Raw genomic sequence first — 15,113 nt, 5'->3', positions numbered from 1 at the left:
ATCAAATTTTGATGGGCTATTTTTATAATAATGATGCCGAAAAACATGAATTTTCTTACCATAAAATATTATTGTATCTTTCTGATACATAAAAATTTACCCTTATGAAAAGAAAACTATTATTTACAAAAGCACAGGAAAAAATTGCACTTAAAGTTTATCTGTTTATTTGGCTTTTATTATCATTGAATGTTACTGCATTCAAGGCACAGACTTCAAAAGTAGTTCCGGAGACGAATACAAGTGGAACATTTTTAGGGCCCTATACAAACACGGCAAGAACTTATCAAATGATTATTGATGATTCCCAGCTTACCACCCTGTCCGGAAAATACCTTACTTCTATTGAATTCAGGCTTCCGGGTAGTGCTACTGCATCATGGCCCGCTTCAAATGCCACTTTTCCCAGTTATGAAGTTTTTTTGAGTAATGGAGTAGATCCGGCAGACAGACAACTCAATTTTGCAGCCAATGTAGTAGGCACACAGACAAAAGTGAGAACCGGAAGCCTACTGATTCCTACAGGTGCACTTACTTCCGGATCTGATCCCAATGCATTTGGATATGTGATCACTTTTGATACACCTTGGCTGTATAACGGGACTAATCTTGTGATAGAAATACGCCATACCGGAAGTAATGTGAATTCTACTTCCACTCATGCTGCAACAACAAGTGCTTCAGGATATGGGACACTTTTTACTGCTTGTTGGCAGGGTACGGGAAGTGTATTACAAGGGAACTTCTCCTTTGTAAAGATAAATTCGGTAGATGCATTGGGAGTAAGATCAGCGGAAATCGGTGCAGAGTTATCCGTTTATCCAAATCCGGCGAAAGAATTTATATACATAAAATCTGGGCAGGATATGGTGGAGTTCCATGTTTTCAGTATGGCAGGACAAAAAGTTTTTTCACATAGAAATACTTCAAAAACATCACAGTTAAACGTTTCAGGTTTGTCCAAGGGAAGTTATATTTTGCAAATGATTGACAAAAACGGAAATTCCCATTCTACAAAATTCATCAAAGAATAAAATATGAATGATATCAACCAATATTCATATATTTACGGATTAAATTAAATATATGAAAAAGTTCATTCTTCCATTTTTCTGCGCTGTATTATTTACTACTTCAGTAGCTGCTCAGAAAACAACAGCGGCTTCAGTAAAGACGGAAGCTGCACAATCGAAATTAACGCCTAAAGAGGTGATTGATAATTATCTTAAAGCTTTAGGGGGAAAAGATAAATTACAGGCAGTAAAATCCACTGTTATTGATAATACAGTAGAAGTACAGGGGATGCAGGTGGCCATGACCACTAAAAAGATGGGAAATAAATTCAAATCTGAACAGTCTGTCATGGGACAAAAGATGGTTCAGGTTTTTGACGGTGAAAAAGGATATTTTGACCAGATGGGTCAGAAAATGGATATTCCTGCTGATAAAATCGCCGATTTGAAAAAGAGCCAGGTAATTGATGCTCTAGGTTATGACGCAGCAAGTTTCAAAACTGTAACTGTGGAAAAAGTGGATGGGAAAGATTACAATGTATTGTCTTCAGATAAAGGGAAGTTCTACTTTGATGCTTCTACAGGATTATTATATAAGTCGGACTCACCAGAAGGAAAAGCTGTTGTTAAAAGTTATATGACTATAGACGGAATCAAATTCCCTTCAGAAATTGAAGCAGAAGGAAACGGACAGAAAGTAGTGATCAAAACAAGTAAAATTGTTTTGAACACCGGAGTTACAGACGCAGATTTTAAATAAGAGAAACCTTTTAAACGATATAAAGAGCCGGGCAATTGCCCGGCTCTTTAGTTTGTGAATAAATTTAACTCAATTTTAACTAAAATGTGAATGATTTCATTTCCACGAATAGTGAATAATTGATATTTTTAGTTCTGGAAATAAAATCAAATTACATGAGAAAAATTCTATCTTCATTTGCAGTGATTTTTTTAGTATCGGCAAATGGTTTCGCGCAGAATATCCCAATGGATCCTTCTGTAAGAACGGGTACACTTTCAAATGGAATGAAGTACTATATCAAAAAAAACTCATTACCTGAAAAAAAAGTAGATTTTAGACTGGCAATCAATGCCGGATCTATCCTTGAAGATGAAAATCAGAGAGGTTTGGCGCACTTCATGGAGCACATGAACTTCAATGGAACCAAAAACTTCCCGGATAATAAATTAGTAGACTTTTTACAGTCGATCGGGGTGAAATTCGGGCAGCATCTCAATGCTTATACTAGTTTTGATGAAACAGTATATATGCTTCCTGTTCCTCTAGATAAACCCGGAAATCTGGATGCAGGTTTGAAGGTGATGGAAGACTGGGCTTTCAATGCCACGCTTTCTGATGAGCAGATCAACAAAGAGAGAGGGGTTGTATTGGAAGAATTAAGACTGGGGTTAGGAGCGGATAAAAGAATGATGGACAAATATCTTCCCAAGATGCTCTATAACTCACAATATGCAAACAGATTGCCTATTGGAACCAAGGAAGTACTGCAGAATTTCAAGCCTGACGTGATCAGAAAGTTCCATCAGGATTGGTACAGACCGGATCTGATGGCCATTGTAGTGGTAGGAGATATCAACGTGGATGAAGTTGAGAAGAAGATTAAAGACAATTTCAGTAAATATAAAAACCCTGCAAAACCAAGAGAAAGAAAATCATTTGATCTTCCTAATCATAAGGAAACATTGGTTGCAATTGAAACTGATCCGGATGCTACCAACTCTATGGTGCAGTTCATAATGAAAGATTCCGATGCGTATCAGCCGGACGTTACTATTGAACAATATAATGAAAGCCTTATTAAAAATCTTGCGACCACTATGTTGAATAACAGATTAAGAGAATTGATCAATTCTAATAATCCTCCGTTCACTTTCGGTTCTGTATATCATGGAGGAACCTATGCGAGAAGTAAAGAAGCTTTCCAGGGGTTTGCCATGACGAAAGAAGGAGATCAGCTGAATGCACTGAAAGTCCTTTTAGAGGAAACAGAGAGAGCTAAGAAGTTCGGATTTACACAGACAGAATTAGACAGGGCAAAATCACAGATATTATCCAATTACGAAAGATCTTATAATAACCGTGATAAAACGGAAAGTGATATGTTGGTGGATGAGTACGTAAGAAATTTCTTGGAGCATGAGCCGATGCCTGGAATTGCCTGGGAATATGAGGATGCAAAGAAATTCTTGCCATCTGTAACATTAGCTCAAACGAATGATGTCATCAAAAAATTTGTAAAAGATGACAGCCGAGTAGTCATCATTACAGGACCTAAAAAGGATAATGTAACCATGCCTACAGAAGCAATGGTGCTGAATACATTTGAAGGGGTTAAAATGGCTGATCTTAAGCCATATGAAGAGAAAGCTACCATTAAAAATTTAGTAAAACCTTTCAAATCTGAAGGAAAAATTGCAAAAACGGAAACGGATGCCAAATTAGGAACTACCACCTGGACGTTGAGCAACGGGGCGAAAGTTACTTTTAAGAAAACGGATTATAAAGACGATGAAATTGTCTTTACTGCACGAAGCTTAGGAGGAAATTCCATCATTCCTGATGCAGATTATAACAAAACCCAGTTTGCTTTCCCCGCTTTAGCAGATGCAGGAGTAAATGGATTCTCAAAATCTGATCTTACCAATTATCTTGCCGGAAAACAGGTGAGCGTAAATCCATTTATCGGTGGATTGACAGAGGGCATCTCCGGAAGAACAACTCAAAAGGACCTGGGAACGGCATTGGAACTTGTAAACGCATACTTCACAGGTTTAAATTACAGTCCTGAAGCATTCAATGCTTATAAAACAAAGCAGTCTGCCATGACAAATAACCTATTGTCAAATCCACAGTTCTATTTTTCAAGCGAGCATGCTAAGTTCATGAACCAAAAGAATCCTAGATTCATCGGGATTGTGCCATTGGAAAAAGAGTGGGCGAATACAGATTATAAGAAGGCATATGACATCTATAAGGAGAAATTTGCCAATGCAGGAAACTTCCATTTCTATTTCGTAGGAAATATTGATGAAGCTAAATTCAAGAATGAGGTTCTTCAATATATCGCGAGTCTTCCATCAACCGGAAAAACTTCTACATTTAAGGATACAGGTTACAGACAGATTACAGGAGATTATACTAAAGTTTACAAGAAAGGAAAAGATCCTAAGAGTATGGTAACAATCTCTTATACGGGGGAAGCTCCTTACAATGAAAAAGAAGCATTGGCTTTGGAAGCATTAGGAGAAGTAGCGACTATTAAAGTGATTGAGAAACTGAGAGAAGATGAAAGCGGAATCTATGGAGGTGGAGCAAGAGGAGGAATGTCTAAAGTGCCTTATAGCGGATACAATTTCAGCATCAACTTCCCTTGCGGACCTGAAAATGCCGAGAAGTTAACGAAAAGTGCCATTGCAGAGCTTCAGAAGTTGATCGCCAACGGTCCGGAACAAAAAGATCTTGATAAGTATAAAGAAGGAGAATACAATGACCACAAAACGAGCCTAAAAGATAATATGTATTGGATGAATGCTATTGCTAAAAATCAGTTGGATGGGAGCGATAAGTATGAGATCCTGAATTATGAAGAAAAGGTAAAGGCTCTTACTGTGAAAGATCTTCAGGATGTAGCCAAAAAATACCTTACCAAAGGAAGAATTGTGGCTACTTTAATGCCGGAAGACGGATGGGAAAATGCTAAAAAAGAAGAAGCACAACCAGCTGTTATCAAAGCAGGGGTAGCCCATTAATAAAATTTACATCAAAAAAAGCCGCAGACCATCTGCGGCTTTTTTATTTAAGAACCATATTCCTTTTTCCATTCCTCGGCAGCTTCGCTTAATACAGTGTAGAAATCTTCTCCGTATTTTCTTATCAATGGTGTTTTCAGGAATTTATAGACAGGAACCTGTAATTCCTTTCCTAAAGTACATGCATCACTGCACACACTCCATTCATGATAATTTAAAGCGGTAAATGAGGAATACTCCGTTACACGGATCGGGTAGAGGTGGCAGGAAATTGGTTTTTGCCAGTCAATGGCACCATCTTCGTAGGCCTTTTCAATACCGCACTTGGTGATTCCTCTTTCATCGAAAGTTACGTAAGCGCACTCACGGTCTTCCACCATAGGAGTTACATACATTCCGTCAGAAGGATCTGTGGTCCATGTTCCCTGTTCTTCTAAAGCTTTGATGCCTTCCTGAGTAAGGTATGGTTTTATCTTATCAAAAATGCTGTCTAAAATTTCAAGCTCATCTTTATCCAATGGAGCACCTACATCTCCTTCCACACAACACGCACCTTTACATTTTGTAAGGTTGCATACAAACTCTTCGGAAAATATATCCTCAGAGATCAATTTATCATCAATCTGAATCATAATCTTTTAAAATAATTGAAAATAGGTACCTGCTTTAAAGGTAATTAAACTAATAATAATCAACCATAAGCTTACTTCCTGCATCCAGTATTTAGGCAGAAATCTCAGCATTCTGCTCAGAATGATGCTCGAAGGGAAAGCCAACAGCAATAAATATTCATAACTTTTATTCATATAAAGAATAATAGTAACCAGCTGAGCCAGAGAGAAAACAAGTAAAAAAGTGTATTTATACCTGCTTATCGGGCTCTTCTTATTGTAATTTCTGAAATGGTCATATACTGCATAGATCAGCATCAGAGCAATGGGAATTAAAGGTAGCACATTGCGGTAATCCATCACAAAATGCATTTTTCCAAACGGAAAATAATCCGGATTCCATGTTGTGAATCTAAGGAAAAACATAACTGAGAAATAGCTGAATGCGATAAGAATGATTCCCAAAAAGAATCTGAAAAGATTTAAAGCGATCTTCTCCGATGTAGCAATAACGTGGATGATCACAAACAAGGCCATAGGCCAGGTGGTGGGAAGAAAAATGAAATTCAATGCCACGATGGAACCAACCAATACATAAGATTTCTTACGGATATCTTCATTGGTACTCGTTAAAAGCAGTAAAAGAAAAGAATTCGTAAGAAGCGCTACTGCAATACCTATGTCCAGATGTCCTGGATAAAGCCCGAATACAAAAACAGTATACAGGAACAAAGGCAGATGGGTCTGATAATTAAGGGCTATGGTATGAAAACAAAAATAAGCCAAAGCAATTCCCAGAAAGGTAATTCCGGCAACAATGGCTTCATAAGTGTTGAAATTCAGTATGTTAAATATTATAACTACTAAAAGAAGAAAACCAATATAAACAGGAATTGAAAAAATATTGCTTTCTTTTGAAAGTAATTTAAACATTTTTTATAAATTTGTGCAAAGTTAATTTAAAAAAGGAAAATAATGACGTCTTTCTGGTTATTCTTAAGTAAAGTTTTCAAATGGTCTTTCGGTTTTTTTGATACCTTTGGAAATGTTTTAAACTGGATTTTATTTATCGTTTGCTGTGTATTGTTCACGTATTGGTGCTATGTTTTGGTAGTTACACTAGGTGGCGATAAAGACAAAGACTATTATTCTCCTACAGAAGGGAAACACCCTTACTACGATCCTAAGATCTATAAAAAAGAAGGTTAATTAATTGGTTATATAGTAAAAAACCGATCAAACAATTTGTTTGATCGGTTTTTTTATTAACGATTAAAATTTAGTCGTGAATCGGGAGCACCAAAACAGGAATTGATGAGCTTTTAGTTAAGCCTTTCGTTAAGCTTCCTACGAAAACATCATAAATTCCACTTCTTCCATGGGAGCCCATAACAATGTAATCGGCATTTTTTGCTTTTGCATATTCCAGGATAATGTCTTTGGCGATACCTTGTTTCAAAAGATGCTCACAATCTACATCATGAGCCAGGATTCTTTGCTCGATCTTATTGAGCTGAATAAGCTCTTCCCTGATCTCATTTTCTTCAACCTCAGGGAAATACTGAAAACCCATATCACCAATGGCAAAGCCTATATCTGAAGGAGCCACATGGATAAGAAAAATCTTACCGTTTAGCTGTTTGGCAAATTTGATAGCGCCGTCTACCAGCTGTTCCGTTTTGTCCCCAAAATCTACGGGTAATACAATATTGATCATAACCTTTCATTTTGTTATTTAAAGATAGTAAAAAAATGCTATATCTTATGTTAAATAACTTATAATATTTATCATACTCAAAGCTTTTATAAATAAAAAACAGCATCAAAATAGATGCTGCTTTTGTTTTCGTTTTTGATATCCGTATGATCGGACTATTTTTTTATCGTTTTAATTGTTTTTACCGTTCCGTCATTCATTTTTAAAGTAAGCAAATAGATTCCATCTTTTAGATCACCCAGATAAAGGGATGAAGAAGGTTTTTCAATGGTTTTAATAAGCTTTCCGGAAACATCTAAAACAGCCACTGACTTTACATCGGATACATGAGAAATAGTAATTAAATCAGTGAAAGGATTTGGAGATACTTTGATGTTGTTTTTATTCTCAGCAACCTCACTGGTAGATAACGAACTGCTGTCATAAGCTGAAATTTTAAATTCTCCACTACCCGTACCGGAATCATATTTCCATGCACTTATGTATAATGTAGAACCAGGAGTTTGTCCTGTTAAAGTAAGCAGCGAGAAAAGACCTGCTCCACTATCATCGTCACAGGCAACCTGTGTTAAAGAACCGCAAGAACCGCTATAAACGGTAAGTACAGAATCATCAAACTGAGAACCGGAAATCTCCTGTGTTTCTATCGTTAGGTTTCCACTTGGAGGGACTATTACTTTATACCAAACATTTTCAACGGCATCTGCACTACAAGAAGGAACCGTACCATCGGTAGATGCAACCAGATTTGTGGATGTAATGGCTCCCGTGGCAAAATTTGTTCCTACTGTTAATGTAATGGCTCCTGAACAATTATCATTAGCTGGCGGAAGAGGGTCATAGGCGGAAATTTGAAATTGACCACTGTCGACGGTCGAATCATATTTCCATACACTGATATACAGGGTAGTGCCCGGAGTTTGCCCGGTTAATGAAAGTAAGGAAAAAGTGCCTTGGCCGCCATCGTCATCACAATCAACTTCCGTTAAAGTTCCACAGGCTCCGCTATAGACAGTAAGTACAGAATCATCAAACAAAGAAGTGGAAACTTCCCGTGTTTCAATCGTTAGCTTTCCACTTGCCGGAACAACGACTTTAAACCAAACATTTTCAGCGGCATCTGAATCGCAGGATGCAATAGTGCCATCTGTAGTGGCACCCACATTAGTGGAAGTGACTGCTCCTGAAGCAAAACTGGTTCCTACACTTAAGGTAGTGGCTCCCGAACAATTGTCATTTTGGGCATTGACAAAAATTGCCGCCAGAAATGACAAGCAAAATAATAGGTTTTTTTTCATATTGAATATTTTAGGTAGAGCTAAATATATGAAAATCAGCGCTGATAAAAAAAATATTTGCCCCAGTATTATTTTATGTTAAATTTTTAAATGAGAATTAAAAGAGATGTGAATAATATTGAAAAAAAATAATGTGACAAGACTGCCGCATTATATATTATTCTATTATTGCTATAATATTCTGATATCAAGAACTTTTTGATCTTCAAGAAAAGCTTCCAATATATCATTTTCTTCCACTTTTCCAACACCCTTAGGTGTACCGGTGAAAATAAGGTCACCCACTCTTAACGTAAAATATTGAGAGATAAAAGCAATAATATCATCAAAAGTGAACATCATATCCTTCGTATTACCGTCCTGAACTTTTTCTTTATTTTTTAATAATGAGAACTGAAGATGTTCAAGCTGATAATTTTCCTTTTTAAAGAAATTTCCTACAACCGCAGATCCATCGAAACCTTTTGCCAGTTCCCAAGGTAAGCCTTTGGACTTAAGATCGCTTTGAAGATCCCTTGCTGTAAAGTCAATTCCAAGACCTATTTCTTCATAATGTTTATGGGCCGTTTCTTTCTGAATGTATTTTCCACCTTTTGAAATTTTCAGAACCACTTCCAGTTCATAATGAACATCGCTGGAAAATTCAGGGATATAAAAATCATTGCCTTTTAACACTGCCGTATCAGGTTTCATGAATATGACAGGATTTTCCGGGATCTCATTTCCTAATTCTTTAGCATGTTCGCTGTAATTTCTTCCGATGCAGATAATTTTCATAGCTATATTTCTTTATATGATAAAAAGGATTTTTTGTATTAGAACCTACTTGACAGCTGTATTTTGGTAAATATTTTCTTAGTATATAACGGAAATTCAGCATTCTGAAGCCATCCGAAATATCCAAGATCTTTCTGAAAGACAGCTTTCACACATTGCCCTTTATATTTACCGAAATTGAAAACTTCTTCCATTTTTTCATTAAAGCCTATAAAACCTGCCAAATCGGCATTTTTATTCTGGGTAGTAAACTCGCTTAGTGAAGGAATATCCTTCGGAATGTCATCGTATCTGCCGATCTGGGCATCCAAAACTTCAAACGTAGCCATTACATCAGCTTCTGCTGAATGTGCATTTTCAAGAGTCTTTCCACAGTAGAACTGGTAAGCGGCGCTTAGATTTCTTGGCTCTTTTTTGTGGAAAATAGTCTGTGCGTCTACCAGCTTGAATTTATTTAGATCAAAGTCAATTCCTGCCCTCAGGAGTTCTTCTGCCAAAAGAGGAACATCAAATCTATTGGAATTGAAGCCCCCCAGATCTGTACCGGAAATCATTTCCATAATTTTGGGTGCAATCTCTTTGAAGGTGGGAGACTCCTTCACATCTTCATCATATATTCCGTGGATATGGCTTGATTCCAAAGGAATAGGCATTTCGGGATTTACTCGCCATGTTTTGCTTTCACGGGAAGCATCCGGATTGACTTTTAAAACACAGATCTCAACAATTCTGTCTTTTCCGATATTGGTCCCGGTAGTTTCTAAATCAAAAATACACAGCGGTTTATGGAGTTTTAAATTCATTTTGTTAGTTGTAAATTTATGAATTATGAGTTACTTGAAGAGTTTCGGATTATTTATAGATCACTTATAACTCTTAACTCATCACTTATTTAAGTTGTTGTTGAAATAATAAGGAAACGATCATATAATAGATAATAACCAGCGGAATTCCAACTGTTTTAAAGACCAGTAAAATAATAATGGCACCGATCAGTAAAGCAAGTTTAGGGTAATTATCCTTAAGTTTCATGGATTTGAATTTCATCGCGATCATTTTGATGGGACTGATCAGAAGCCATGAGGAAACCACCGTTAATCCCAGTAAAAAATTAATATTATCAAATAAAAATCCAAAACTTTGGTTTTCTTTAAAAGCATAATACAATCCGAAGATCAATACGGTATTGGAAGGTGTGTTCAGCCCTTTAAAATAATATTTCTGGTCTTCATCCAGATTGAAAATAGCCAGCCTTAAACAAGAAAAAACAGTAATTAAAAAGCCTAAATAACAATACCATGGAAAATCCATATTAGAATTTTGAGCCAGCGCTACAAACATAGTCAATCCCGGAACAAATCCGAAACTTACCATATCTGCCAAAGAATCCAGCTGAACTCCTAAATTAGAGTTGGATTTCAATGCTCTTGCTACAAAACCGTCAAAAAAATCCAGGACTAAAGAGAGAATGATACAAATTGCCGTTGTCTGATAATCACCCAAAACAAGATGAACTGCCCCTACACAACCGGAAAACAAGTTTCCCAGTGTAAGCGCATTGGCAAGATTATTTTTAATGAAATTCATGACAACAAAAGTAAAGAATAGAATTTACATTTCAGGATTACTTATATTTGCATTTATGAAAAATTTAAGCGTATTAGAGAAAATAATTGCTGTTATTCTATTATTAACAGTAATATATGCCATTTATGTGTTCTTTACGGATAGTTCGTTTTTTGACAGGTTGGTGGAAGAAGACGGCTTTTATGAAAATCTGACATCCATATTTTTGTTTTTCACGAGCTTTACTTTACTCTTCAAGTTTTTTAAATATCAGAAATATTATGGAGCATTATGGAAAGTGGGGGTACTGTTGATGGCGTTGGGAATGTTCTTCGGAGGCGGGGAAGAGATTTCCTGGGGACAGAGAATATTCAATGTACAGTCTTCTGAGTTTTTCAAAGAAAATAATGCGCAGCAGGAAACCAACCTTCATAATATGGTGGTAGGAGATGTGAAACTGAATAAGCTGATTTTTTCCAATCTGATGTCTATCTGCTTCGGAATTTATTTTTTGGTATTACCACTCTTATGGAATAGATCAGCTAAAATGAAAAAGCTGATCGATACATTTGGTATTTCTGTAGCAAGACCTATTCATCTTTATATTTTTGTAGCTATTACCATTTTAATTTTGGTGCCGATCAATCATGCAAGGAAGTGGGAAATCTGGGAATATGCTTTTGCTTTAATCATGTTCCTGATCGTGTATAACCCTCTCAATATCAAAGAAATTTTTTCTAAAGAAAATCCATCATAAAAAAGCGCTGATTCAATCAGCGCTTTTTTATTATTTTTCAATTTTATAAACATAATGGATTTTTCTCTCCGAATAGTTTTTAGAGTGAGAACCTTCTTCATTGTCATCAAAAGTTCCTACATACGTTACTTTTCCTAAAGTTTCCAGGCTTTTTACAAACTCACTGCTGTTGGAGTTCATAGCCACATAAAATACCTTTTCTTTAGGGAAGGTTTTGGGATCTTCAAATTTGATCTCAGGAATGGCTTCCTGATAACTGAACCACACTTCCGGAGAATATTCCGCATAGCTATACATTCGGGTATTTTCTTTCTGAACCTGGGTTCTCATTGTAGCAAGACTTTTAAAACTCTTATTGCTGTTAAGCATAGTATCTAAAACAGGAATTCCAAATATCCCGGTACTTACCATTAAGAAAACCACCATATAAAATGCCTTTTCAAAATGAGTCTGTTTATAAATAAAATAAAATAATCCAATAGCAGCGATAAGTGCACAAATAGAAAATAAAACAGTGTAAGCACTTATGTTCAACGGTAAGAAATATATTCCTACAGCAATTGCCAGTGAAACCACTGCAAGAATCGTGAATATCGTTTTATTAAGAGTAAGTTCCCATTTTTTCAAATTGAAATTCTGAAACAGATAATATAAATAATAACCGGTGGTTGCGGCTAAAGGAACCATCATCGGAAATAGGTAACGCTCTTTTTTAGACGGGATCAAAGAGAGGAAGATCAATGAGAATAAGGTCCAGTAAAAGAAAAGCATATAGATTTTCGGCTGTTCCGTTCTCTTTTTGATCATAGGGAAAATAAGCCCGATCACACTGTATAGAATCCATACTCCGGTCTGTACCGGAAAACTTAAATATCTTGTAAAAGGTTTCACATCCCTGTTTCCTCTTGCTGTTGCTTCTTTTTCCATAATAGCCAGGAATGTTTCGGAGTCTGCAAGATAAATATAAATATACCAGGAAAATCCAATAAGTACGGTAACAATTGCACATAGGATGATTCCACGGATTTCTTTCCATTTCGGCCATCCGAACAAAATAAGATACCCCAGATAAAAAGGAATAAGCAATACATAAGGCCCGGTAGGTCCTTTACTTAACACGGAAAATCCGAAAAGAATCCCTGCAACGAGGTAATTGGGAACCGTTTTGATATCCTTTAATGCCAGAATGAAGTAATACATTCCGATCACCATAAAACTATAGCTGTAAATATCCCAGTTGGCCCTTCTTCCCACATAGACTACAAGAAAATTCGTAATTAAAACCAAGGAAGAAATAAAAGCTAAACGTGAATTATTACTTAGAAAATGAACGATCTTATAGAAATAAACCACCAGCAAAAAGCAGGATAAAGCAGCAGGAAATCTCAATGCAGCTATATTCTGGAAGCTGAAAATTTCTCCCATCCAGGCACTCAGCCATGTAGGTAAAGGCGGTTTTTCATACCGGGGAAGTTGATTCATTGTTGTGAAGATCCAATGGCCGTCATCTGCCATTTCCCGTGCAGATACAAAGTTCCTGGCTTCCATAATATCCACATATAATTTTCCTAAATGGGCAAAAAGTAAGATTGCGCTTACAGCCAGGAGCAAATAGAACAAAGACCGTTGCTGGATTTTCATAACTAGAATAATTTCTGCAAAGATATTTAAAAGCTTCAATATCTTTATGTAATCTGAAATTTCGATTATCTTTGCAAATATTTTACATCTATGAATGCAGACAAGTTTTATTCGGTTGTAGTACCGCTTTACAATGAGGAAGAAAATGCCCCGTTGCTTATTTCCGCTATTGAAAGCGTGCTGAAAAACTATCGTTATGAACTTATCTTGGTTGATGATTTTTCAACGGATAAAACAGTAAAAGTCATCAAAGATATCGCCGCACCGAATGTGGTCTTGATAGAATTGAAGAAAAACTACGGACAAAGCTCTGCATTAATGGCCGGAATTGATTATGCAACAGGAGATTACATCATTACCATGGATGGAGATATGCAGAACGATCCTACCGATATTCCGATGATGGTGAATAAGCTGGATGAAGATGGAGCTGATCTTGTGATTGGAAAGCGCCAGAAACGCCAGGACAATCTTTTAAGGACTTTTCCTTCCAAAGTAGCTAATTTCATTATCAGAAGGACTACTAAACTGAATGTAAAAGACCATGGATGCGCCTTGAAGGTTTTCACCAATGAAACGGCCAAAAATCTTGATTTATATGGTGAATCCCATAGATTTATCACCCTTCATGCTCATATTAGCGGAGCCAGAATCTCGGAAGTTCCGGTAAAGCACCATGCAAGACAGTTCGGAGTATCCAAATATGGGATTGGAAGAACTACCAAAGTGATCAATGACCTTATTCTCTTGCTTTTTAATCAGAAATATCTTCAAAAGCCGATCTATCTGTTCGGAAATATCGGAATTGTAGCATTTGCATTAGGAATGTTGATCAATGCCTACCTTCTTATTGTTAAAATATTGGGACACTCTATTGGGGGTAGACCTTTGCTTATTTTGGGTATTCTGTTGGTTTTTGTTGGAATTCAGCTCTTCACAACAGGGATTATCATAGATCTTTTGATGAAGACCTATTATGAATCCCAGAAAAAACGTCCGTTCAATATCAGAAAAATTTCTACTTTTTGAAAAAATTCAAAAAAATAGCAGTTACGTCCCTGAAAATTGGCATTAGCTTGCTTTTGCTGTATTTTGTTTTCAGGAAAGTGCCTTTTTCAGATGTTTGGGAACTTATTAAGACGAGCAAATACTATTTTTTAATCATTGCTTTAATCACGTTTATTGCATCTCAGATTATTTCTTCAGAAAGATTGTTGTTGTACTTTCATTCGAATAAGTTTTTGATCCATAAAATGGATAATCTGAAGCTTTACCTGATTGGCATGTTTTACAACTTCTTTATTCCCGGCGGAATAGGAGGAGATGCTTACAAAGTATATGTTTTGAACAAACAATTTGGGTGGAGTGCCAGGAAATTGACGAAATCCGTTTTTTGTGACAGGCTTTCAGGATTACTTGCAATTATTGTATTGATAGAAATCCTTGCACTTCCATTGCTTTCGGGATATTATAAACTTTTGATTATTCCTGCAGTAGTGGTAACGATAGCTGTGGCAAGATTGTTTTTTATGAGGTTTTTCCCTGAATTTAAAAGAATATTTTATAAAACCTTATTGTATTCTTTAGGTGTACAGGTGTGTCAGTTGCTATCTATTTATTTCATTCTCCAATCATTTACACAGGTGGAAGACCTTTGGATTTACTTTATTGTGTTCCTGATCAGTGCAGTTTTAAGTGTGATTTCCTTTTCAGGAATCGGGGTTAGAGAATGGCTGTTCATGAAGGCTGCTCAATATTTTACCTTCAATGCAGATATCTCTGTTTCTACGGCAATGCTGTTTTCTTTCATTACGGCAATGGTAGCATTAGTCGGGATTTGTTTTCAACTGAAAAAATTTACGGTCCGTCTTCAATAATATTCCTCGTTTAATATCTGTTTAATTATAAAATTTGGTATATGTATTGTTATATATGCCTAGGATAATAAAAGTTTTTGTTTGT

15 protein-coding genes are annotated in these 15,113 nt (G+C 36.2%); 7 read left to right on the top strand and 8 right to left on the bottom strand.

Annotated features, from left to right (window positions below; translation table 11 throughout):
* The first annotated feature begins 104 nt into the window (after positions 1-104).
* From EGI05_RS07040 to EGI05_RS07030, 3 genes are all read left to right on the top strand, one after another.
* Entirely contained in the window at positions 105-1,034 is a 930-nt protein-coding gene (locus EGI05_RS07040; protein ID WP_123262325.1) for a T9SS type A sorting domain-containing protein, read from the top strand.
* Positions 1,035-1,086: 52 nt separating this feature from the next.
* Positions 1,087-1,773, top strand: a complete 687-nt coding sequence (locus tag EGI05_RS07035; protein WP_123262324.1) for a hypothetical protein — start codon at positions 1,087-1,089, stop codon at positions 1,771-1,773.
* A gap of 155 nt (positions 1,774-1,928) precedes the next feature.
* Complete coding sequence (locus tag EGI05_RS07030; protein ID WP_123262323.1) at positions 1,929-4,784, top strand: M16 family metallopeptidase; 2,856 nt, start codon at positions 1,929-1,931, stop codon at positions 4,782-4,784.
* Between the two features lie 47 nt (positions 4,785-4,831).
* Here the strand turns inward: EGI05_RS07030 and EGI05_RS07025 are convergent, their stop codons facing one another.
* On the bottom strand, positions 4,832-5,416 hold the full coding sequence (locus EGI05_RS07025) for a DUF3109 family protein (protein ID WP_123262322.1): 585 nt from the start codon (positions 5,414-5,416) through the stop codon (positions 4,832-4,834).
* 6 nt (positions 5,417-5,422) lie between these two features.
* Positions 5,423-6,328 carry a DUF6427 family protein gene (locus EGI05_RS07020; RefSeq protein ID WP_123262321.1) on the bottom strand — a complete coding sequence of 302 codons (906 nt, stop codon included), beginning with the start codon at positions 6,326-6,328 and terminating at the stop codon, positions 5,423-5,425.
* 42 nt (positions 6,329-6,370) lie between these two features.
* Between EGI05_RS07020 and EGI05_RS07015 the strand changes: the two genes are divergently transcribed.
* Positions 6,371-6,604, top strand: coding sequence for a DUF6341 family protein (locus EGI05_RS07015; RefSeq protein ID WP_123262320.1), 234 nt, complete (start codon positions 6,371-6,373; stop codon positions 6,602-6,604).
* Between the two features lie 70 nt (positions 6,605-6,674).
* Here the strand turns inward: EGI05_RS07015 and EGI05_RS07010 are convergent, their stop codons facing one another.
* From EGI05_RS07010 to EGI05_RS06990, 5 genes are all read right to left on the bottom strand, one after another.
* Positions 6,675-7,112 (bottom strand): universal stress protein, encoded by a 438-nt coding sequence (locus EGI05_RS07010; protein WP_123262319.1) that lies wholly within the window; start codon positions 7,110-7,112, stop codon positions 6,675-6,677.
* Between the two features lie 155 nt (positions 7,113-7,267).
* The gene (locus tag EGI05_RS07005; protein ID WP_123262318.1) at positions 7,268-8,410 is read right to left on the bottom strand and encodes a T9SS type A sorting domain-containing protein; all 1,143 of its coding nucleotides are present in this window, start codon (positions 8,408-8,410) and stop codon (positions 7,268-7,270) included.
* Positions 8,411-8,581: 171 nt separating this feature from the next.
* Entirely contained in the window at positions 8,582-9,187 is a 606-nt protein-coding gene (locus EGI05_RS07000; protein WP_123262317.1) for a fumarylacetoacetate hydrolase family protein, read from the bottom strand.
* A 38-nt stretch (positions 9,188-9,225) separates the two neighbouring features.
* Entirely contained in the window at positions 9,226-9,990 is a 765-nt protein-coding gene (locus tag EGI05_RS06995; protein ID WP_123262316.1) for a 3'-5' exonuclease, read from the bottom strand.
* Between the two features lie 85 nt (positions 9,991-10,075).
* On the bottom strand, positions 10,076-10,774 hold the full coding sequence (locus tag EGI05_RS06990) for a CDP-alcohol phosphatidyltransferase family protein (RefSeq protein ID WP_123262315.1): 699 nt from the start codon (positions 10,772-10,774) through the stop codon (positions 10,076-10,078).
* Between the two features lie 55 nt (positions 10,775-10,829).
* Between EGI05_RS06990 and EGI05_RS06985 the strand changes: the two genes are divergently transcribed.
* Positions 10,830-11,510 carry a hypothetical protein gene (locus tag EGI05_RS06985; RefSeq protein WP_134197335.1) on the top strand — a complete coding sequence of 227 codons (681 nt, stop codon included), beginning with the start codon at positions 10,830-10,832 and terminating at the stop codon, positions 11,508-11,510.
* Positions 11,511-11,540: 30 nt separating this feature from the next.
* On the opposite strand, the gene EGI05_RS06980 is transcribed toward EGI05_RS06985, so the two are convergent.
* A complete protein-coding gene (locus EGI05_RS06980; RefSeq protein ID WP_134197338.1) occupies positions 11,541-13,151 on the bottom strand; it encodes an ArnT family glycosyltransferase in 1,611 nt (536 codons plus the stop codon).
* Positions 13,152-13,241: 90 nt separating this feature from the next.
* On the opposite strand from EGI05_RS06980, the gene EGI05_RS06975 reads away from it, so the two are divergent.
* Both EGI05_RS06975 and EGI05_RS06970 read left to right on the top strand, forming a co-directional pair.
* Positions 13,242-14,180 (top strand): glycosyltransferase family 2 protein, encoded by a 939-nt coding sequence (locus EGI05_RS06975; RefSeq protein ID WP_123262312.1) that lies wholly within the window; start codon positions 13,242-13,244, stop codon positions 14,178-14,180.
* A complete protein-coding gene (locus EGI05_RS06970; RefSeq protein WP_166668302.1) occupies positions 14,177-15,028 on the top strand; it encodes a lysylphosphatidylglycerol synthase transmembrane domain-containing protein in 852 nt (283 codons plus the stop codon). Before EGI05_RS06975 ends, EGI05_RS06970 begins: the two co-directional genes overlap by 4 nt.
* The last annotated feature ends 85 nt before the right edge of the window (positions 15,029-15,113 follow it).

It is taken from the genome of Chryseobacterium daecheongense, assembly GCF_003729955.1.
GTDB lineage: Bacteria > Bacteroidota > Bacteroidia > Flavobacteriales > Weeksellaceae > Chryseobacterium > Chryseobacterium daecheongense.
This window is presented reverse-complemented; position numbering and strand designations above follow the sequence as displayed.